We start from the raw sequence: 19,474 nt of genomic DNA on the forward strand, positions 1-19,474 counted from the left end.
CTGACTGACGCCGGACACCTGAGCGGTAGATGCGCCCAGCAGCGGATCACTGCGACGGCCGACTCAGGGGCTGGGATTCGGGGCCTCGTTGACGCGAGCGGTGAGAAGGTCGTTCACCGCCACGACGCCGTCTATCTGCTCGGCCAGCCGACGCAGGACCGGGACCTCGCTGAGCGTCTCCAGACATCCTTCCAGTGTGACCGTTCCATCGACTACGTGGACCTCGACCGCGTCAGGCGCCAGTCCCAGCGTGTCCACCAGCACCTCCTCGATGACTCGGAGCCGGATCTCCTGGTCCGGCCGCAGGAACACCTTGAGGAGATCACGTCGGGTGACGATCCCGACCAGACGGCCCCATTCGTCGACCACCGGCAGTCGTTCCACGCTGTGCCGCAGCATCGTGCGCGCCGCCTCCGTGACCGTGTCGTCGGCGCGCACCGTGATGGCCGGCGCGGACATCAGCTGTTCCGCGGTGGGCGCGTCCGCACGGTCGGCGCGGTCCGACGGGGCCCTCTCCCAACCGGAGCCTCCTGCCGATGCCTGGCGCATCAGAAGATCGCTCTCTGAGATGACCCCGACCACCCGATCGCCTTCGTCCAGAACCGGCACTCCACTGATGTCGTGCTCGGCAAGCTGCTTGGCGACCTCCTTGAACGGCGTCGAGGGAACGACCGATACAACCTCAGCCACCATCAGACTCTCGACCCTGCTGTGCCTCATCTCCGCACCTCCCGTCGGGACAATCTTCGGATCATCCGCCCAGATGGGGGATCGTCCGGCCGCTCCTGCGAGGGAGACGACATCATCAGCGACGAGATCCACCGGGAAGTGCCGGACCCGACCTTGGGGCCCCGCCCGGCACTGTGCAGGCGACGGTGCGGGACGCCGTCCGACGCTGACCTGAGCAGGCCGCGGAGCGTGCCGACAATCCGGTCATCGAACGCCAGTGCCGTCAACGGCGTGGTCGCCGACGAAACGATCAGCCGGGTCCGGCACTCCCGCCCGACACCAGACGAAAAGGACCCATCCGCTTCTCGCGGATCCTGATCGCACGGTGCACGGCCGCCAGCCGCTTCTCCGCGCCTCTTCAGGGGTCCTTTCCGCCATTTCCAGGAGAGCACTCGACGCGCGCAGTCTCCAGGGCCCAACAGTCCCCTGCTCGGCCCCGATCGGCCCTCGGCCTCCGACGGTCAGCGACTACGCGGTTGGTCATCACGTCGCCGACGCGGGACGGCGTTGCGGTGCACGAGTGGTCCGCTCTCTTGCCGTATGCAGGGCCGGCCCGAAGGCCCCGGCTCGTAGATGGGCGAGAGGGACCGGCGCCGTCATTCCTCCTGCGGTACCACGGCAACAGGACATTCGCTGTGATGAAGCACCGTATGGGTCACCCGCCCGAGCTGGAGACCGAAGTGCCCCTGTCTGCGGTGCGCCCCCACGACCACCAGGTCCGCCGCGGCGCTGTGCTGCACCAGCACCTTGTGGGCCGGGCCTTCGACGGTCGAGCGGCGCAGCAGGACCTCGGGATGCTCCTGGGCCTCCTCGGAGACGGCCACGTCGATCTGCGCGGCCGCCCTCTCCCTGTTGTACAGCCCCGGGTCGGCGGCCTGCAGTATGTGGTCGGCGGGCTGGTGTGCCGGTCGGCGCCAGGCTCGGACCGCCTCGAGTTCGCAGGCGCGCACCGCGGCTTCCCGGAACGCGAAACCGGCGGCGCTGGAGCCCTGCCCGGTATCGGCGATTCCCAGCAGGACGCGCCCGTGCGTGCCCTTGCGGCCGGCCGTGTCACCGCGGACCACGACCACCGGGCAGTGTGCTCGCGCTGCCACCCCCAGCGACACCGAGCCCAGCAGTAGGCCTGTGAGCCCGCCGCGGCCGCGCGTGCCCGTGACCAGCATCGAAGCGCGGCGGCTCTCCGTCACCAGTGCGGTCACGGTGTCCTCCGGAAGAACCTCTGCCACGACCTTGACGCCCGCGTTCCGCCGGTGGGCACACTCAGTGGCCACATCGACGACGGCGTCGATGAGCTGCTGCTCCGAAGGGCGTTCGAGATCTTCGACGAAGGCGGCGGGGCCCTCGTAGCGTTCCCATCGGGAGGCGTACACCAGGCGCAAGGCGAGCGAGTGACGGGCGGCCTCGTCGACAGCCCAGACCAGTGCGTCGAGGCTGGAGTCGGAGCCGTCGACGCCCACGACCAAGGGTGACTCCACTGTACCCACCGCCTTTCTCCGGCCGTCAATGCACAGGAGTACCCCCTCAGAATGCCTGCGGGCCGTGATCGTCGCGAGGGACAACCGGATGTGCCCGAGGGCCATTCGGCCCAGGCAGCTCGTACGGACCGCGCGGGCGCGGCCGTGGCCGGCCTCGTTGCTCCCGGGCAGGACGCTCCTCGCGCGGGCTTGAGCCGACGACGGAGACAGCATCGCGCTGGGTGAGGTCGACGCCGGCGCAGAAGAAGGCGGCTGCCGATGCCATCGAGCAGCACCTTGAGCCCGACACGAAAAGGCCGGTGACACGGCCGAGTCGAGTACGAGCGCCGCGGCCAGGGAGCTCAGTGGCAAGGACGGGGGAGGGTGGGACACCCTCCGGCCTTCGCTGCTCGCCGATGCAAGGACCACCGCCCGCCGGCCGGCATCCACTGCGCTGCGGCCGGCTTGGATCAGGGCTGTGTCGGGGAATCTTCTGGGTGCGTTGATGGCACGGCCGGCGTGACAATGGGGTGCCGGTTTCACGGCATCGGCCGGTGGTGACGCGCCGCGTTCACTACCCGAAGGCAAGAGGGGTATGCGGTGAAGGTCTCCGACTTCATGATGTCGCCGGTAGCGACGGTGGGCCCGGACACGTCAGCGGCACAAGCTGCCCGCCTCATGCTCCAGGAAGGGGTCGGCTGCCTGGTGGTGGCCGAGGAGGGCACACTGCGCGGCATCATCACCGACCGCGACCTCACAGTTCGTTGCCTGGGCCGTGACGTCCCACCGGAGACTCCCGTTTCGCGGATGATGACGTCGTCCGTGGTCACACTGGAGACCACCGATGACATCCATGCCGCCTACCAAGCCTTTCGCAAATCAGGTGTGCGCAGGCTGCCCGTCCTCGACGAGCGCGGGCCTGTTGTCGGCCTCGTGACCATCGACGACCTGTTCCTGGACGTCTTCCAGCGCTTGGCCGACGTGCTCGGCCCGGTCGCCTGGACGGTGCTGCGCGATCCGCCGGATGCCCTCTCCCCCGCTTTCTCGCCACGTCCCGTACGGCTGAACGGACGTGAGAACTGACTCGGCGGCCTGCCGCCGCATCGCGGCGAGCACGCCTCGACGGCGTCTGCCCGGAGGTGCCGGTCCTCCCGGTCTGGTGGACGACCGTGATCAAACGTGCTCGGCGGGGACCTGACGGCCCCGAGCGTGTGGCACGGGCACACCGGGGCCAGGGCCGGTGACTCGGCGCGACAGGCAGACCACTGGTCAAATGCAGAAGACGATCTTGGTGTAGCAGGCGAGGCGCCTGTGAGGTTCTTGAGTCCCCGTTTCTGAGCCGTCCATGACATGGCGCGCCGTGGTGTTTCGAGCGTGGCAGGCGGTGACCAGGCCCAGGAACTCCACCGACCGGTCTACTCACGGTCAGTCCGCAGCCCTTCGGATGCGCGCCGGTCACCTCGGTGGCGCTGGCTCGCGGGGACGCAGATGTGGGCCGGAAGAGCTGATCTGGGGTCATTGGTGAATGGCGGTCAGGTAGATGCGGATGGCAACCTCCTGGGCGGTCCGGGCGAAGGCGCGGATGCGCGGGGTGTTGTTGGACCTGAGCCAGACGGGGGCCCAGTCTATCGGCGGGGCGTCGGAGAACGGGATGAACGCGATGTCAGGGCGGGTGTAGAACCGAGTGACCTGCGCTCCGACGATGTATCCGCCGCTTCCCGCGCCGATGAGCTGCAGGGCCTCCTGGAAGGTTTCGAACGACGGGCCGCCGGGGACGGCCCGGCCACGGGGCGTGCGCTCGGGCCAGCGATCTGACGGCCAGTCACCGGGCAGCGCGCCGGCCAGCCGCAGGAGCGGGATGCCGGGGAGGTCTTCCATGGTCACGCTCTTGCGGTCGGCCAGGGGGTGGCCGGCCGGGACGGCAAGCATCCGAGGTTCGGAGATCAGCACCGGTCCGATGACCAGGTCGGGCCCAGGTAGCGGCAAGCTCAGGACAAGGACGTCCACGTCACCCTCGCGCAGCAGAGCGACGGCGTCGATGATCTGTGCCTCCCGAACGTGGACCGAACAGTCAGGCTCGCGTTCGGGGAACAGTTCACGGGCTTGGTGGGCGACCTGTCCGGCAGCGGCGCCCACGAATCCGACGCGCAGTGCGCTGCGGGTCTGCCGGACGCTGTCGATCGCGTGGTCGAGGCCGGCCTGGATCTGCTCGTAGCCTGGCCGGAGGTCCTCGTGCAGCCGGTGGCCGAGCGCGGTCAGGCGAACGCTTCGGTTGGTGCGCTCGAACAGCGGCGCGCCGATGTACCGCTCGAGCTTCTTGATGGTTTGGCTGATCCGGCCGGTCGTGACGTGCAGGCGCTCGGCGGTACGCCCGAAGTGCAGTTCCTCGGCCAGCGTGAGGAACGCTTCGAGCTCCAGGCGTTCGAGCACAAGGCCCCCTTCAGTTCTGGCTCCGGTGTTGAACCCCGCTAAACGTGGGTTCCAGTATCGGGCGTTGTTCGAACCGATCTTGCGGAGCAGTCTGATCCGGACGGCGCACACGGCACGAGTCTGCAGCCGAGACGCCGCATTCCCCTGCTCTGTCCTGAACCAAGGAGAATTCCATGGGCAAGATCGTCGCCCTGACCTACCTGTCGCTCGACGGCGTCATGGAGAACCCGGCCTGGACCGGCCCGTACTTCAACGGCGACCACGCCAAGTACGCCCACGGCCAGTTGTTCGCCGCCGACGCCCTACTGCTGGGCCGGGTCACCTACGAGGGCATGTCCGCCGCCTGGCCGCAGATGGAGGCATCCGAGGGCGAGTTCGCAGTTCGGATGAACACCCTCCCCAAGCACGTCGTCTCCACCACCCTCCGGCAGGCGGAGTGGAACGCCACCGTGGTCCGCGGTGACCTGGCCACCGAGATCGCAAAGATCAAGGGCCAGTACGCGGGCGACATCCTGATGTACGCCAGCGGTGACCTGACGAACTCTCTGATCGAACTCGGGCTCGTCGACGAGCTCAAGCTCTGGATCCATCCCGTCATCGTCGGCAAGGGCAAGCGCCTCTTCCTTGATGGCACCCCCGGCACATCATGGACGCTTGCCGGCACCACGACCTTCGGCTCCGGCACCGTGGTCCTGGACCTGCGGCCCGCCGAGCAGAGGTAGCGGCACGGCTCCGCCGGGATGAGGACGGGAGAACCGACCCCACCCCGGCGCCCGCACGCGGCCGTCGCGAGACTGCCGTTCCGCCGGGTTCGGTCGGCCACGCCGCCAGCCTCGCAGAGCAGGCGGTGAGCGCCCGCCATCCCGACTCCCGGCTCTCCGCCACAATGCTGCGCGGGGCGCTGGACGGCCTGGCCGCCATCCTGGACGAACGCTTCCTTCACACAGGAGGGGACACGGCCGGCGTCTTCGCGTCGTCCGATCACGGCGACCACATCGGGTCTCCGCCCACCCCGCGGCGGGGGACGGACGCGTAAGAAGTGGCCACCGATGGCCACCGAGCGTGAAGTGTCAGATTTCCCGGGACTGGTTTTCAGGGGCGGAAGGTGCGGCGGTAGGTGTCGGGTGGGACGCCGACACTGCGGTGGAAGTGGCGGCGCAGGGTGGTGGCGCTGCCCATGCCGGCGGCCGTGGCGATGGTGTCGACGGTGGCGTTGGTGGTTTCCAGGAGTTCCTGGGCGTGGCGGATGCGCTGGGTGTGGAGCCATTGCAGTGGTGTGGTGCCGGTGAGGTGTTTGAAGTGGCGGGCGAGGTGGCGTGAGCTCATGCGGGCCTGGCGGGCCAGGTCCTCCACGGTGAGCGGTTGGTTCAGTCGTTCCAGCGCCCAGGGGAAGAGCTCCGCCAGGGGGTGGTTGCCTGGGGCGGGGAGGGGGGTGGAGATGAACTGGGCCTGGCCCCCGTCGCGGTGGGGAGGGATGACCAGACGGCGGGCGATCTTGTTGGCGTTGGCTGAGCCGTGGTCGAGGCGGACCAGGTGCAGGCACAGGTCCATGGCGGCGGCCTTGCCCGCGGAGGTGAGGATGTCGCCGTTGTCGACGTAGAGAACGTTCGGATCGACGGTGGCCGCTGGGTGTCGCCGGGCCAGTTCCCGTGTGTGAGCCCAGTGTGTGGTGGCGCGTTTTCCGTCGAGCAGTCCGGCCGCGCCCAGGACGAAGGCGCCCGTGCACAGGGAGGCGACGCGTGCGCCGGCCGCGTGGGCTGCGCGCACCGCCTCGACCAGTTCGGCGGGTGGTTCGCGGTCCGTGTCGGCCCAGCCGGGCACGATCACCGTGTCCGCGTGCGCGAGGTGGTCGAGTCCGTGGTCGGGTTCGAGGCAGAAGCGGTCGACACGCACCGGGCCGCTCCCGCAGAGGGAGAAGTCGTACCAGGGGTCCACTATGTGGGTCAGGTCGGCTCCGAAGACCTCGACGGCCACGGACAGTTCGTAGTGCAGCATGCCGTCGGTGACGGCCAGCGCAACGGTGGGCATGTCCGAAACTGTACGCGCCATGTCGTTTCCGACGCTCGTGCGGGGTGCTGCCACGAGGACAGGATGGGAGTGTCAGGCCGCGGCGGATCGACAGCGCAGCGGTGTTCGAGTGCACGGGAGGGTCTCATGGGGTCGGGTCAGCTGGTGGCGGTGTTCGGCGCGTACGGTCACACCGGGAAGTTCGTGGTCGCGGAGCTGGCCGCGCGTGGGTTCGTCCCGGTGCCGTCCGGGCGCAACGCGCAGGCTGTGCGGGAGCTGGCCGACGAGCTCGGGCTTGAGGCCCGGGTGGCATCGGTCGACGATGCGCCTTCGCTGGACCGGGCCCTGGCGGGAACAGTGGCGGTCATCAACTGCGCCGGCCCCTTCGCGACGACCACCGGCCCCGTGATCGAAGCCGCGCTCCGTGCGAAGATCCCATACCTGGACGTGGCCGCCGAACTCGAGGCGAATCTCGACACCTTCGCCCACTATCGCGAGCGGGCCCAGGAAGCGGGAGCGGTGATCGTCCCGGCCATGGCCTTCTTCGGCGGCCTCGGCGACCTGCTGGCCACCGCGGCGATGGGCAACTGGACCGCAGCCGACGAGGCCCACATCGCCTACGCGCTCAGCAGCTGGCACCCCACCACCGGCACCCGCCTGTCCGGTGCCGTCTCCCGCGAGCGGCGCGGCGAGGTCCGCCTGCGCTACCGCGGCGGACAGTGGGAGCAGCGCACCGACGCCGCGCCCGCCCTGGAGTGGACCTTCCCGGAACCGATGGGGCCCCGGGTAGTGATCGGGGAGTTCACGATGGCGGACGTCGTCACCGTCCCCCAGCACCTGTCCATCCCGGACGTGACCACCTATATGACCGCCGAAGCGGTCCGCGACGTCGCCGCACCCCACACACCGGCCCCGACCGCCACCGACCGGAAGGGGCGCTCCGACCAGACCTTCCTGGTCGACGTCGTCGTGCGCTCGGGCGGAGCCGAGCGCCGGGCCACGGCCGGCGGCCAGGACATCTACGCCGTCACGGCGCCCCTGGCTGTCGAGGCCCTCGATCGCGTCCTGACCGGCCGCACCAAGACTGTTGGCGTCGCCTCCGCCGGCGAGATCTTCGACGCACCGGACTTCCTGCACGCACTCGCCCCGCACATCGCACTCGACCTCCACCCGCAGAACACCTGAACGCGACGCTCCGCGACGCAAGACCGTTCCGGGGCCCCGGAAGCGGACCGCCGCGGTCCGTCTGCATGCCCGAGTGGGAGTGGACCCAGTAGGTGCCCGGGTGGGCCACGGCGAAGCGGTAGCTGAAGTCCGCAACCGGGCCTGATCGGGGGCTGGGTCAGGCCCGGTACGCCGTCCATGTCGCAGCGCAGACGGATGCCGTGGGAGTGCAGCGACGTAGCCTCGGGCAGGTGGTTGGCGAGCGTGAGGTCCAGGACGTCACCCGCCGTGACCGCCGCAGGCATGCCGGGCGGTGGGCGGGGGACGCAATGAGGACAGGGCCCGACAGCTCGGTGGCGTGCGCGTGGATGTCACCGATCCGACCTGCTTCCGTGCAGAGACCGGACGACCTGGGCGCCGTGGGTGTGGTGGTGCTGTGCGTCGAGCCACCCGACACCGGCGTGGCGCGCGCCGGTCTGGATTGCGCCATCCGCCTGGTCGACGTCGGTGCCACCCAGCGGTTGCTGGAGGGCGTGGCGGCGCTGCAGGACATCGCCGCCCGCACCGGAGCGACAGGGGTGCTCAGCGCCGCGGTCGCCTCGGGACTGACCAACCACCTCGCCCGTCGGGCACACGAAGCGGTCATCGGCACCTGCCGGTGCGCCTCACACGGACGGTGTCGTCTGAGCCCGCGTCGTCCGCGTTCCGCTTAGCGGAGTTGATCCATCGCGCGCTGTCTCTGACCTCCTCAGTCCGGCTCCATGTAGGAGCGCCGGAAAACCGGCGCCTGGCTCGTACTCCATGGGCGTATGGCCGAGAGCGCCTGGACGATCGCGGACTCCACGGACCCACTGGTGTCAATCGTGACGGCCTCTGCCCACGCCGGCTCACTGCCCGCCATGGCGGTGGCCACGTCGAGGTCGGCGTCGGACGCTCCGGGGGCGCGGGTCTCCAGACGAGCCGCTGCCACATCGCCGGGAACCTGGCAGTGCAGCGCCACCAGATCGGCGCTGACCCGATCGGCCATATGCAGAGCCGCTTCGCGCTGTCGGGCGTCCGACCAGGTGGCGTCCAGGACGACGGACTCGCCGGCGGACAGCAGGGCGGACGCTCGGTCGAGCAGGGTCGCGTAGGTCCTTGCGGTCCACTCCGGTGCGTACAGGCCTTCGCCGTATCCGGCTGCGGCGGACTCGTCGGCCGGGATGCCCGCCAGTTCCTTGCGGACGCGGTCGCTGCTGAGGAGCGTGACGCCCAGGCGATCGGCCAGTGCCCCGGAAAGCGTGGATTTCCCACTGCCCGGAAGCCCGCCGACGAGCGTCAGTCCGACTGCGGAGGTACGCAGGTGGCGCAGCGCCGTCGTGATCAGTCGCCGGGAATCCGCCTCGGCGCCGGGGGCGCCCTGGCGTGCCTGGATCAGAGCCACCTTGGCACGGACGAACGCGCGGTAGGCGACGTAGTGGTGCCACAGCGACGGGGGCGCGGGGTCGCCGGAGTACTCGCTGTACCGGGCCAGGAAGAACGCCGCAGCCTCTGGAGCGCCGAGCTGCTCCAGGTCCATGGCGAGGAAGGCCGCGTCGTCGAGGCCGTCGACGTAGCGAAGGTGGTCGTCGAACTCCAGGCAGTCCAGGATCCGGGGTCCGTCGTCGAGGCAGAAGATGTCCTCGGCCATCAGGTCGCCGTGGCCGTCGACGACTCGCCCTTGCTCTATCCGGGTGTCGAACAGATGCTTTCGACCGGCGAGATAGCGGCGCACCAGCTGCTCGACCTCCGCTGCACCGTTCGGTGCGAAACCTTCGTCGTCCGCCAGCGCCCGGACCTGCGCGAAGCTTGCCTGCCAGCGCGACGACAGCGCGTCGCGCGTGCCTTGTTCGTCCACTTCTCCGCTGCGTGGCGCGTCCGCGTGACGTGCGGCGAGCTGTCGGGCGACGGCCCGGAGGGCGTCGTCGACAGTTTCCCCTTCGCGTACCAGCCGGGAGAGGCGGCGGTCCGGTGGCATGCGACGCATCACGACGAGCGGCTCGGGCGCATCCGTATGCGGGCTTCGGATCTCTCCCAACCCCAGGTAGACGTCGGGCGAGAAGCGACGGTTGAGGGCGACTTCGCGTTCGCAGGCGGCTCGGCGTGCCGCCACGGTGGTGTAGTCCAGGAACGTCAGATCGACCGGCTTCTTGACCTTGTAGGCGCGGTCGCCGACGAAGAACACGACGGCCGTGTGAGTCTCGCGCACCTCTGCGCGCGGGACTGGCGCAAGGCTGAGGCCGGCACCGGGCCGCAGGGCGGACGGGTCGGTCGGGTGCACCGGCACCACCCGCTCCCCTCGTCCTTCCGGCTCAGTCATGAGGAACGACGGCGAGGGGGCAGCGCGCGTGGTGGACGGCGGCTTGGGCCACGGGGCCCAGGCGGGAAGTCAGGGCGGGACGGTGCTTGCGTCGGCCAACGACCAGCAGCTCGGCGCTTTCGGCAGCCCGTACGACTGCCCTGGCGGGGCTTTCGAGGCCGATACTGTCCGCCACCTCCACAACGGGAAACCTCTCGCGCCACGTACGGAGGGCCTGACTCAGCTGCTTCTGCAGATCCCGCGTGATTTCTTCGCTGACTTCGTGGTCCACCCCCCAGGGAACATGGGCGTGGACAGGCAGGCTCTGTGCATGCACGGCCCGCAGAGTGGAAGCGCGCGCCGCGGCCGATTCGAAGGCGAACTCGAGCAGATCGTCGCAGGGGCCGTGCAACTTCAGCGCCACCACTACGCCGCCCGTCGTACCTGGTGCGGGCGGGGGGCCAGCCTTGTGTGTCTCGGCACGGACCAGGACCACCGGTCGACCGGCCCGTGCCACAACCGGCGTGCTGATGTCGCCCAGGAAGTAGCTCTCGACGAGTTCCAGCCCCCGCGAACCGAGGACAGTCAGCTCGGACTCCGATGCGGCCCGCAGTAGTGCGTCCTGTGCGTCATCAGCGACCAGGTCGCCAACGATCGAGAGGCCTGGATGGCGTGCCTGAAGCTCCGCCCGCATGGTGTGCACGAGACGCTTCGCCCAGTAGTTCTGATCGATCTCCGAGGGTATGCTGGTCGGCTCCGGCACCAGCATGGGCCAGGCGTGCAGCAAATGCAGTGTGAGCTTGCGCCGCTCGGCTTCGTCAGCGGCCCAACGAGCGGCTGCAACGCTCTCCGGGGAACCGTCGAGGCCCACAGTGACGATGGGCTCCATGGCGACTGCCTCCGTTTCGGTGAGGTGGGTGAACTGATCCGCCTACGCGACAGAAGTAGCCCTGCGCGGTTCACTCCCATTCGATGGATACCTCAGCTCTGGCCCCGGTGCATGCGGTCCGATGCCGAGCTGGGCACACAACTGTGGAGCGCTGGGAAGCCGCGAACACGCAGCGTGAGCCGCTGCCCCGTGTCGATTGAGGTCGTACCGTGCCTGTGCGCTGCCGGTGAAGCCTGACAGCAGACCAGTCACCGGCCGGGTGCGGGACGCGGAGGGGCGCCGGTCCGCTGCGTGACGTGGTCTGAAACCGAGACGACACCGTCCACGCTCCGGCAGAGCCGGTCGATGATCGGGATCAGGCTCTGCACCTCGACGGATCCACTGAGATCGACCTTCCCTTCGCGCACTTCGACCGACACATCGGAGGACGCGAGGCCTAGCGTCTGCTGCAGCACGTCCCGGGTGATCTCCTCTCGGATGGCGTCGTCGCGGCGCAGAAAGATCCGCAGCAGGTCGCGGCGGCTGACGACGCCCTTGAGCCTGTCCGCGTCGTCCACCACGGGCAATCGCTTGACGTTGTGGATCTCCATCAGGCGGGCGGCCTCCACCACGCTCCACTCCGGACGGGCGCACACCGCGGGAGCCGACATCAGCTCCTCGGCAAGTGCGCCCTCGGCCTTCGCCCGCTCCCACGCCTCCAGATGCGGAATCGTCGTCAGGCCGGACAAGTCCGCCTGATCAGCGGTTTTCCGCAGGAGATCGGCTTCGGATACCACGCCCAAGGGGTGGTCCAGTTCATCTACCACGGGCACTGCGGTGACGTCGTGCTCCGCCAGCAATTTGACGATCTCCTTGAATGGCATGTCACGCGGCGCCCGAACTACATCTCGGGTCATGAGCTCTGCCACCGTTCGGTGGTGCATGTCGGAACTCCCACTGGTTGGGGTCGCCGTCCGTTGGTACGGGTGGTACCAGTCGCTGTCCGTGCGCCGGCATGACCGACGTGGCACGTTGGACACATCAACATTCTGAGGAAAGGGCGGCGATCATGCGAGCTCACCTCGGGGATCAACTCGTCATCGAGAGCACGGCAACGGGCGGTGCAAGGCGAGACGGCGAGATCGTCGGACTCCGCCATGAAGACGGCACGCCTCCCTACGACGTGCGCTGGTCGGACACGGACGAAGTGACGCTCGTGTTTCCCGGGCCCGACGCGCACATCAGGCACCTCGGGCAGGAGTCCCAGGCGGTCCGGGAGAGCGCCTGGAAACCGGGCGTGGACCAGCCGGGGGCTGGGGCTGGTACGTCCCAGGTTGCCGCCGCGCCCGATCCGGGCGACATCGGCCGGCGTGTGGGCGTCGAACGCGAGCGACAGGGCCTGACACGGGCAGAAACTGCCCGTCGAGCCGGGATCGCGCCGACCTACCTTGCCTACCTCGAAGAGCACCCGGCCGACCCGAGCCCGGCGACTTTGATCAGCCTGGCGGCGGCGCTCACCGTCAGCGTGCCATTCCTGCGCGGCGACGACACCGATCTGCCGTCCGGCCAGGGCACGGAGCATTCACACTCTCGACTTCGGGCCCTTGGACCAGACGAGTGCCGCGCCAAGCTTTCCACGCACGGCGTGGGGCGCATCGCGGTGACCACACCCGAAGGGCCGGCAGTCGTCCCGGTCAACTACGAGGTGGTGGATGACATGATCGCTTTTCGTACAGCGCCGGACTCCGTGTCGGCGGCGGCCGCAGGAGCGGACGTCGCCTTCGAGATCGACCATGCCGACGAGACCCTGAACAGCGGCTGGAGCGTGCTGGCCGTCGGCCCGGCGCGAATCGTCACGGAGCCCGAAGCCCAGCAGCGGCTGGCCGAACGCGCCCACACAAAGCCGTGGGCAGGCAGTGACCGCGACGTGTGGGTGGTGATCCGTCCCGAACACCTCACGGGCCGGAGCGTCGGTCCCGCCGACGGTGAGCATGATCGCTGAGCTGCCGCCTCGTCTTCAGGTTTCGGGAGTCTGATGGTCACCGACGGCGAGCGGCGCGGACGACTCGAGGTTGGGACGACGAGTGTTGTCGACTCGGTATGTCAGATGGTCGATGACATCCACCACGCCGTCAGTCAGCTCGACCAGTCTCACGACCAGGAGGGTCTCACTCCGATATTCCAACTCGCCCGACAGCGTCACGGTGCCTTCTCGCACGTCGACGACCAGTGTGCCGGGCGGCAGCCAGAGTGTGCGGTCGAGGATGTCGTGGACGATGATCCCGTGAATCTCCCTGTCCGGCCGTAGGAAGACCTGCAGCAGGTCGCGACGCGTGACGATACCGACGAGCCGTTCTTCTTCGTCGACCACGGGCAGTCGTTCGACGTGGTGCTCGGCCAGGGTGCGCGCTGCCAGGGCGATGGACTCCTCGGCGTGGACGGTGATCGCCGGGTGGGTCATCAGCTGATCTGCGTTCAGTTTCTGAATGCCTGCGTCCACGGTCTGCCCCCGCCGAGTGCGCCATGGCCAGGAGAGCCGGTGAGCGGTCTGCTGCTGGTTCTCGGTCTCCATGGCCCGCGTGAGGAGGTCCGTCTCCGACAGCACCCCGATCACTTTGTCGTCGTCGTCCACGACAGGTAGACCACTGATCCGATACTGGTCGAACGCCTGGACGATCTCTCGGAAGGTGGTGTCCGAGCGTGCCCGAACGACCTCGCTCGTCATCACGGTGCCGACTCTGTCGTGCTTCATCGTCTTGCCTCCTTACCGCAGACGCCGCAGATACGGGTCGCAGGAACGCTGGGGCGTGAGCCGGATGCGTGCGTCGGCCACGTCACAGCCATCAGCCCGAGCTACCACGGGATTGAAATCCGCCTCGGCGAGTTGAGGCAAGGCGCAGGCCATGTACGAGAGTCGTAGCAGCGTTTGTTCGAGCCCGGCGACGTCGACCGGTTCGCCACCACGGTACCCATGGAGCAGGGGGGCGCAACGGGGCGTGGAGACCAGGTCGTGTGCGTCCCGGTCGGTGAGGGGAGCGAGTAGGGCTACGTGGTCGCCGAGCACCTCGGTTGCGGTTCCGCCGAGACCGAACAGGACCAAAGGCCCGAAGACCTCGTCCTGGACGACACCGGCGAGGAGTTCGACACCGCGTTCTGCGAGTGGTTGGACGAGGACTCCGGTCAGACGCGCCCCGAAGCACGCTACGAAAGCGCGATATGCCGCTCGTACCTCGGCTTCGTCGCGCAGCCCGAGGCGGACGGCCCCGGCCTCGGTCTTCGGACTCCGCCCACACCGACGGTAGTTGCGCTATTCCGTAACAGGTCAAAAGCTCCACGCACTCTCGGGGACCGACCCAACCACCCTGCGGGTGCTCGGCCAGATAGGCGCCCACCAGCGCCCTGGCCCGGTCGGTATCGACGTGGTCGAGCAGCGGAACCGTCCCCGGCCGCCGGCCAAGCCACGCGGAACGCTCAGCGGCGTGTCCCAGGGCGCGGAACGCGGCCTGGGGGTCGGCGTAGGCGGGAATCGAGCCGGTAGCGCCGGCGAGAAGCTGAACGGACGGCACTTGGTCGGGCAGCACGGCTATGACCGGACAGCCACATCCTTGCGGCAACGTGGTGACAGCCCGCACGAGGTCGTCTCCGGTCGCCTTCGCCACCGCCGTCGGCACGAGCGACACGACCATTGCGTTGATCTCGGCGCAATCCGTAAGCGTGCCGAGGCACTCGCGCAACTGGTCCTCGGACACGGCGGCGGTGGTGTCGACAGGGTTGGTGGCACTTGCTCCCCCAGGCAGAACGCAAAGGAGGCTCGAAGAGAGTTCGTCGCTCAGGAGCGGGATGTCGAGGCCGGCTTCCACACAGGCATCGGCCGCGAGCACACCCGTCCCGCCCGCGTTGCTCACGACGGCAACCCGACGTCCGGCCGGCAGCGGCTGCGCATGTATGAGAGCAGCGGTCTCGAGAAGTTCCGCGATACTGCGGGTGGCGGTGACGCCGGCCTGGGCGAACAGTGCACGACGGGTGACCGTTGGCGTGGCAGCAGCGGCCGTATGGGACGCGGCAGCCCGTCGTCCCGCATTCGACCGACCTGAATCGACTGTGAGGACGGGTATCCGGCGGGTCACGCGCCGGGCGGTGCGGGAGAACGCCCGCGGATTCCCGAAGGACTCCAGGTGCAGCAACGCCATGTCGGTGCGCTGGTCACATTCCCACCACTGCAGCATGTCGTTGCCGCCGACGTCGTACGTGTCACCGAGCGAAACGAAGGAGGAGACGCCGATACCCAGCCGGGACAGTCCGCTGAGCAGTGCGATGCCAACGCCCCCGGACTGCACCGCGACACCGGCCGTGCCGGCGCGAGGCGGCTCAGGGCCAAACGTGGCGTCGACGTGCACGGCTTCCTCCGTGTTGGCGATTCCCAGGCAGTCGGGGCCGACGAGACGCATTCCGTACCAGCGGCACGTGGACCGCAGGGCATTGGCCTGAAGGTCGTCAAGCCCCGAGGAAACGACCAGCAGGCCACGAATACCCCGCTTGCCGCACTCCTCTGCCACGAGGGGAACCATGGACGCCCGCACCGCGATGACCGCAAGATCAGGCACCTGGGGAAGGCTCTGCACGTTCGGGTAGGTGGACACGCCCAGGACTGTGGAGGCCCTTGGATGCACGGCATAGAGTCGGCCCCTGAATCCGCCTCCGCGGAGTTTTCGCAGAATCGCCCGCCCCACCGAGCCCGGTCGCCGGCCCGGACCAATGACCGCGATGGAACCGGGCTGCAGCAGTAGCCGCAGGCTCTCCACATCTGCGGTCCGTCCCCGCGCGTCGACCGCCGACAGATAGGCCTCGTCCTCTGCGAGCCGGACGGAGCAACGCACCTCGGGCCCGGCGAAGCGCCTCGTCACGGAGAGCCCGAGATCCGCGAACACCCTCAGCACCTCATGGTTCTCCCAGAGCGCGTCGGCGCTGAATTCGGTGATGCCGTCGGCTCTGGCGAGAGAGACGAGGTGCTCCAGCAGGAGAGTCCCCACGCCGCGGTGGTGCCAGCGATCCGCGACGGCCAGACCGACATCCGCCGTCGTGCCGTCGAACCGCTCGTATTCGGCGAGGCCGACGAGCGTCTCGCCAGATTCGGCGAGCAGCGCTCGGCGGCCCGGTACAGCCGAGGCACACAGCCGGTCTGCCGACCGCTCTGCCGAGCGTCGGTTCACGGTGAAGAATCGCAACCTCAGGTTCTCCGGGGACATCTCCTCGTACAGAGCCGACACCCGATCGTGATCACTTGGCAGGACCGGCCGGATGCGCACCGTTGTGCCATCCATGAGGAGCGCGTGCGCCTCGTGCTGGGCGGTGGGGCGACTCGCCTGCTGAGGTGCCCTCATTGCCTCGGTCATGGCAGACAGACCTCTCACCTTCGGTGACTCTCCCAGCGTCGGCTACGCCCGCACCCGACCGCAGGGCTGCCCGGTGCAACGCAGCAGGGCCGGACGGCCCCCTCTGCCGGAGCGGCCGAGTCCTCGTGTACGGGCGCACACCGGCTCAGCCGGGCGTCGGGCCTCCGCGTTGGCGCGTGATCTCTGAGATCACGCTGTCGGCGACGGCATCGACTACCCCGGCGACCTCGGGAGAAAGTCCTCTACCCACGGACGAGTCAGCCACCTCAACGGCGTACAGCACGAGCCGCTGGGGCAGTCGCCCGAGCATCCGGGCAAGGCTCCACGCCTCGCCGAGGCCGAATCCGTGCGAGCTTGCGGTCGCGACAGGGGCCAGCCACCGGGCACTCAGTTCCATGCGGTGCACACGACCTGGATGTGCCGGATGAGCCCGTGCCGCATCAATGGCAACGGTGAGAACTGCGTTGTCCCAGCATTCGATGAGTCGAACCGGATCTCCGTCGCAGATTCTCAGCTCCGTTCCGGAGGCGAGCCGCCCGCGGGAAGCGCGGTTACGGAGCGTATTCACCACTGCCCAGCCGACTCCGTCATCGTGCCGGAATTCATTCCCGACACCGACAACCACGGTGCGCATTTCGGACTGCACAGGGAACTCCTCTGCCTCCGGGGCCGGACGGGTGTGACGCTTTGCGTGCAGGTCTGAAGACTTACCGGAGGAGTCTCCGTTCCGAGCGGAAGGGCGGTGGCGCGAGCAGGTGTGTCGTCCACTTCCGAGTCCGTGCCCCGGCTACCAAACGCCGATTGGACCGAGCTCTGCGCCGGGCTGGATCAGTTCCGGTACGGAATCCCGTCGCACAGCAACGACACCGTCGCGTCGATCAATCAGCTTCGCACCCGGCCAACCGCAAGGGCGCCAAACTCGAACTGCCCGATCGCATCGAGGCGTACGCCGCACAGCCGGCGACCAACGCCGATCACGCACCGGACGCCCCGCACGACGCCGAAGCGCCTGGCGACTCCGAGTAGCCCGCTCGGGCTGATCATCCGCTCCCGCCATCGGTGCGCAGCCGTGCGGCGGCTCTCGGTAACCTGTGCGCCTGTCAGCAGCGGTGACACCACCCCCTCCGACCGCCCAGCCGCCTCCGGTGCCGTGGCGTAGCCCAGCGCCCCTCGACCTGATCCCGGGTCCGCCTGGTGCCACCAGCTCTGGTATGTGACAACCAAGATCTGTGGTCGCGAGACGTCAGCGGCGCACGCGCGGCATCCCGAGGCCGATCCAGGAGATGATCTCGCGCTGGATCTCGTTGTTGCCCCCGCCGAAGGTGAAGATGACGGCCGAACGGTAGCCGCGTTCGAGCTCCCCGTGCAGCACGGCTCCGGCCGAGCCCTCCTTGAGCGGTCCGGCGGCTCCGACGACCTCCATCAGCCAGGCGTAGGCGTCGCGGCGCGCCTCGGAGCCGTACACCTTGACGGCGGAGGCGTCCTGCGGGGTGAGGCTGCCGTCCTGGACGGCGCCCACCATCTGCCAGTTGAGCAGCTTCATGGCGTCCAGCCGGGTGTGTGTGCGGGCCAGGCGGCCACGGACCCAGCCGAGGTCGATGACCCTGCGACCGTCGGCGAGCTTGGTCTCCGCAGCCCAGCGCTGCACGTCGTGGAGCGCGCGGATGGCCATGGTGCCGTGGGCGGCCAGGGTGACGCGCTCGTGGTTGAGCTGATTGGTGATCAGCCGCCAGCCCTTGTTCTCCTCGCCGACGCGGCGCGACAGGGGCACGCGGATGTCCTCGTAGTAGCTGGCGGTGGTGTCGTGCGAGGCGAGGGTGTTGATGACGGTGCAGGAGTAGCCGGGATCCGAGGTCGGCACCAGCAGCATCGTGATGCCCTTGTGCGGCGGCGCGTCGGGATCGGTGCGCACGGCGAGCCACACCCAGTCGGCGGTGTCCCCGTTGGTCGTCCAGATCTTCTGGCCGTTGACCACATAGGTGTCGCCCTCCCGGACGGCACGGGTCTTGAGCGCGGCCAGGTCGGTCCCCGCGTCGGGTTCGCTGTAGCCGATGGCGAAGTCGATCTCACCGGAGAGGATCCGCGGCAGGAAGTGCGTCTTCTGCTCGTCGGTGCCGAACTGCATGATCGTCGGCCCGACGGTGTTCAGCGCCATCAGCGGCAGCGGGACACCTGCCTGGGCCGCCTCGTCGAAGAAGATGAACTGCTCCATCGGGCTCAGCCCGCGCCCCCCGTACTCCTTCGGCCACCCGACACCCAGCCACCCGTCGGACCCGAGTCTGCGGATCGTCTCGCGGTAGAACCGCTTCTGTGCGGCGGGGTCGGCGTAGCGGGCGTAGACGTGGTCGGGTACGAGCCCGTCGAAGTACGCACGCAACTCGGCGCGCAACTGCTGCTGCTCGGGCGTGTAGGCGAGATGCACGGCCCCTCCAGGCGTCTCGCGGCCCCGGTGACGGGTCCGCGCCGGCTTGCGTCGTGGTGCGTGCGGTGCGGACACGGTAGAACGTGTTGCAGTAATACGGAAGGGGCGCGCGGCGAGCGGGGTGGAGAGGAAGGGTGGGGGGTGACAGCTGCTCCCCGCGGGCGGGGAGCAGCATGTCTTCGACCGTGCCACGGCCGGCACGGCACTCCTCACGGTGTCCGTGGCGCTCCGTCGACGAAGGAGTCCCGTCCGGCCACACACAGGCCCCAGATCACGAACACGCAGAAGGCGATGGCCAGGATCGCCCATACCGGGGTGTACGGCAGGGACAGGAAGTTCGTGATGATCAGCAGCGTCGCGACGACGATGCCGAGCACCCGGGCCCAGGCCTGGGCCTTGAACAGGCCGATGCCGGCCGCGAGGGCGATCACCCCGAGGATCAGGTGGATCCAGCCCCAGCCGGCCAGGTCGAACTTGAAGACATAGCCGGGGGTGACGACGAAGATGTCGTCCTTGGCGATCGCCATGATGCCGCGGCAGATGTCGAGGATGCCCGCGATCACCAGCATCACGGCGGTGAAGAGGACGAGGCCTTCGGCCACCTCTCCGGATGTCCCGGACCGGGACGGGGTCGTGGAAGTCATGTGTTCCTCGATTCTCTTGAGGGTGCAACTCCCGGAAGATGCTGAC

17 protein-coding genes and 2 pseudogenes are annotated in these 19,474 nt (G+C 68.7%); 6 read left to right on the forward strand and 13 right to left on the reverse strand.

Features of this window, described 5'->3' with window-relative positions; translation table 11 throughout:
• Positions 1–63: 63 nt before the first annotated feature.
• Both ABZ532_RS13765 and ABZ532_RS13770 read right to left on the reverse strand, forming a co-directional pair.
• Positions 64–720 carry a CBS domain-containing protein gene (locus tag ABZ532_RS13765; RefSeq protein ID WP_361282195.1) on the reverse strand — a complete coding sequence of 219 codons (657 nt, stop codon included), beginning with the start codon at positions 718–720 and terminating at the stop codon, positions 64–66.
• A gap of 605 nt (positions 721–1,325) precedes the next feature.
• Complete coding sequence (locus ABZ532_RS13770; protein ID WP_361282197.1) at positions 1,326–2,213, reverse strand: universal stress protein; 888 nt, start codon at positions 2,211–2,213, stop codon at positions 1,326–1,328.
• 570 nt (positions 2,214–2,783) lie between these two features.
• On the opposite strand from ABZ532_RS13770, the gene ABZ532_RS13775 reads away from it, so the two are divergent.
• Positions 2,784–3,266, forward strand: coding sequence for a CBS domain-containing protein (locus tag ABZ532_RS13775; protein ID WP_361282199.1), 483 nt, complete (start codon positions 2,784–2,786; stop codon positions 3,264–3,266).
• Positions 3,267–3,698: 432 nt separating this feature from the next.
• On the opposite strand, the gene ABZ532_RS13780 is transcribed toward ABZ532_RS13775, so the two are convergent.
• Positions 3,699–4,613: a LysR family transcriptional regulator gene (locus ABZ532_RS13780; protein WP_361282201.1), complete on the reverse strand. Its 915-nt coding sequence runs from the start codon at positions 4,611–4,613 to the stop codon at positions 3,699–3,701.
• A 173-nt stretch (positions 4,614–4,786) separates the two neighbouring features.
• Between ABZ532_RS13780 and ABZ532_RS13785 the strand changes: the two genes are divergently transcribed.
• Together ABZ532_RS13785 and ABZ532_RS13790 are read left to right on the forward strand one after the other, a co-directional pair.
• A complete protein-coding gene (locus tag ABZ532_RS13785) occupies positions 4,787–5,335 on the forward strand; it encodes a dihydrofolate reductase family protein (protein WP_361282203.1) in 549 nt (182 codons plus the stop codon).
• 125 nt (positions 5,336–5,460) lie between these two features.
• Positions 5,461–5,649, forward strand: a complete 189-nt coding sequence (locus ABZ532_RS13790; RefSeq protein ID WP_361282205.1) for a hypothetical protein — start codon at positions 5,461–5,463, stop codon at positions 5,647–5,649.
• 56 nt (positions 5,650–5,705) lie between these two features.
• Here the strand turns inward: ABZ532_RS13790 and ABZ532_RS13795 are convergent, their stop codons facing one another.
• Positions 5,706–6,641: a helix-turn-helix domain-containing protein gene (locus tag ABZ532_RS13795; RefSeq protein WP_361282207.1), complete on the reverse strand. Its 936-nt coding sequence runs from the start codon at positions 6,639–6,641 to the stop codon at positions 5,706–5,708.
• 126 nt (positions 6,642–6,767) lie between these two features.
• On the opposite strand from ABZ532_RS13795, the gene ABZ532_RS13800 reads away from it, so the two are divergent.
• On the forward strand, positions 6,768–7,805 hold the full coding sequence (locus ABZ532_RS13800) for a saccharopine dehydrogenase NADP-binding domain-containing protein (protein ID WP_361282209.1): 1,038 nt from the start codon (positions 6,768–6,770) through the stop codon (positions 7,803–7,805).
• Between the two features lie 49 nt (positions 7,806–7,854).
• Here the strand turns inward: ABZ532_RS13800 and ABZ532_RS13805 are convergent.
• Positions 7,855–8,077 (reverse strand): annotated as a pseudogene (locus tag ABZ532_RS13805) (multicopper oxidase domain-containing protein); the annotation flags it as partial.
• A gap of 99 nt (positions 8,078–8,176) precedes the next feature.
• Here ABZ532_RS13805 and ABZ532_RS13810 point away from each other — a divergent pair.
• A complete protein-coding gene (locus ABZ532_RS13810; RefSeq protein ID WP_361282211.1) occupies positions 8,177–8,497 on the forward strand; it encodes a hypothetical protein in 321 nt (106 codons plus the stop codon).
• Between the two features lie 35 nt (positions 8,498–8,532).
• On the opposite strand, the gene ABZ532_RS13815 is transcribed toward ABZ532_RS13810, so the two are convergent.
• The 3 genes from ABZ532_RS13815 to ABZ532_RS13825 all read right to left on the reverse strand — a co-directional run bounded on the left by ABZ532_RS13815 (position 8,533) and on the right by ABZ532_RS13825 (position 11,913).
• Entirely contained in the window at positions 8,533–10,011 is a 1,479-nt protein-coding gene (locus ABZ532_RS13815; RefSeq protein ID WP_361282539.1) for an AAA family ATPase, read from the reverse strand.
• A gap of 103 nt (positions 10,012–10,114) precedes the next feature.
• Positions 10,115–10,990: a universal stress protein gene (locus ABZ532_RS13820; RefSeq protein ID WP_361282213.1), complete on the reverse strand. Its 876-nt coding sequence runs from the start codon at positions 10,988–10,990 to the stop codon at positions 10,115–10,117.
• A gap of 248 nt (positions 10,991–11,238) precedes the next feature.
• On the reverse strand, positions 11,239–11,913 hold the full coding sequence (locus tag ABZ532_RS13825) for a CBS domain-containing protein (protein WP_361282215.1): 675 nt from the start codon (positions 11,911–11,913) through the stop codon (positions 11,239–11,241).
• A gap of 125 nt (positions 11,914–12,038) precedes the next feature.
• Here ABZ532_RS13825 and ABZ532_RS13830 point away from each other — a divergent pair, with 125 nt between their 5' ends.
• Entirely contained in the window at positions 12,039–12,971 is a 933-nt protein-coding gene (locus tag ABZ532_RS13830) for a DUF1918 domain-containing protein (RefSeq protein ID WP_361282217.1), read from the forward strand.
• Between the two features lie 15 nt (positions 12,972–12,986).
• Here the strand turns inward: ABZ532_RS13830 and ABZ532_RS13835 are convergent, their stop codons facing one another.
• The 5 genes and pseudogenes from ABZ532_RS13835 to ABZ532_RS13855 all read right to left on the reverse strand — a co-directional run bounded on the left by ABZ532_RS13835 (position 12,987) and on the right by ABZ532_RS13855 (position 19,428).
• Positions 12,987–13,721, reverse strand: a complete 735-nt coding sequence (locus tag ABZ532_RS13835; protein WP_361282219.1) for a CBS domain-containing protein — start codon at positions 13,719–13,721, stop codon at positions 12,987–12,989.
• A gap of 12 nt (positions 13,722–13,733) precedes the next feature.
• Positions 13,734–16,362, reverse strand: a pseudogene (locus ABZ532_RS13840) (bifunctional GNAT family N-acetyltransferase/acetate--CoA ligase family protein).
• Between the two features lie 145 nt (positions 16,363–16,507).
• The gene (locus ABZ532_RS13845; RefSeq protein ID WP_361282221.1) at positions 16,508–17,008 is read right to left on the reverse strand and encodes a hydrogenase maturation protease; all 501 of its coding nucleotides are present in this window, start codon (positions 17,006–17,008) and stop codon (positions 16,508–16,510) included.
• 597 nt (positions 17,009–17,605) lie between these two features.
• Positions 17,606–18,784 carry an acyl-CoA dehydrogenase family protein gene (locus tag ABZ532_RS13850; RefSeq protein WP_361282223.1) on the reverse strand — a complete coding sequence of 393 codons (1,179 nt, stop codon included), beginning with the start codon at positions 18,782–18,784 and terminating at the stop codon, positions 17,606–17,608.
• 209 nt (positions 18,785–18,993) lie between these two features.
• Entirely contained in the window at positions 18,994–19,428 is a 435-nt protein-coding gene (locus ABZ532_RS13855; protein ID WP_361282225.1) for a hypothetical protein, read from the reverse strand.
• Positions 19,429–19,474: the final 46 nt, after the last annotated feature.

Origin of the sequence: Streptomyces sp. NPDC019396, assembly GCF_040632375.1 — a bacterium.
In the GTDB taxonomy this organism is placed as follows: domain Bacteria; phylum Actinomycetota; class Actinomycetes; order Streptomycetales; family Streptomycetaceae; genus Streptomyces.

Excerpts from the sequence above, each read along its gene's own strand:
- ABZ532_RS13830 (WP_361282217.1), top strand. The coding sequence starts at position 12,039 with ATGCGAGCTCACCTCGGGGATCAACTCGTCATCGAGAGCACGGCAACG.
- ABZ532_RS13795 (WP_361282207.1), bottom strand. The coding sequence starts at position 6,641 with ATGCCCACCGTTGCGCTGGCCGTCACCGACGGCATGCTGCACTACGAA.
- ABZ532_RS13785 (WP_361282203.1), top strand. The coding sequence starts at position 4,787 with ATGGGCAAGATCGTCGCCCTGACCTACCTGTCGCTCGACGGCGTCATG.
- ABZ532_RS13800 (WP_361282209.1), top strand. The coding sequence starts at position 6,768 with ATGGGGTCGGGTCAGCTGGTGGCGGTGTTCGGCGCGTACGGTCACACC.
- ABZ532_RS13855 (WP_361282225.1), bottom strand. The coding sequence starts at position 19,428 with ATGACTTCCACGACCCCGTCCCGGTCCGGGACATCCGGAGAGGTGGCC.
- ABZ532_RS13835 (WP_361282219.1), bottom strand. The coding sequence starts at position 13,721 with ATGAAGCACGACAGAGTCGGCACCGTGATGACGAGCGAGGTCGTTCGG.
- ABZ532_RS13825 (WP_361282215.1), bottom strand. The coding sequence starts at position 11,913 with ATGCACCACCGAACGGTGGCAGAGCTCATGACCCGAGATGTAGTTCGG.
- ABZ532_RS13765 (WP_361282195.1), bottom strand. The coding sequence starts at position 720 with ATGAGGCACAGCAGGGTCGAGAGTCTGATGGTGGCTGAGGTTGTATCG.
- ABZ532_RS13820 (WP_361282213.1), bottom strand. The coding sequence starts at position 10,990 with ATGGAGCCCATCGTCACTGTGGGCCTCGACGGTTCCCCGGAGAGCGTT.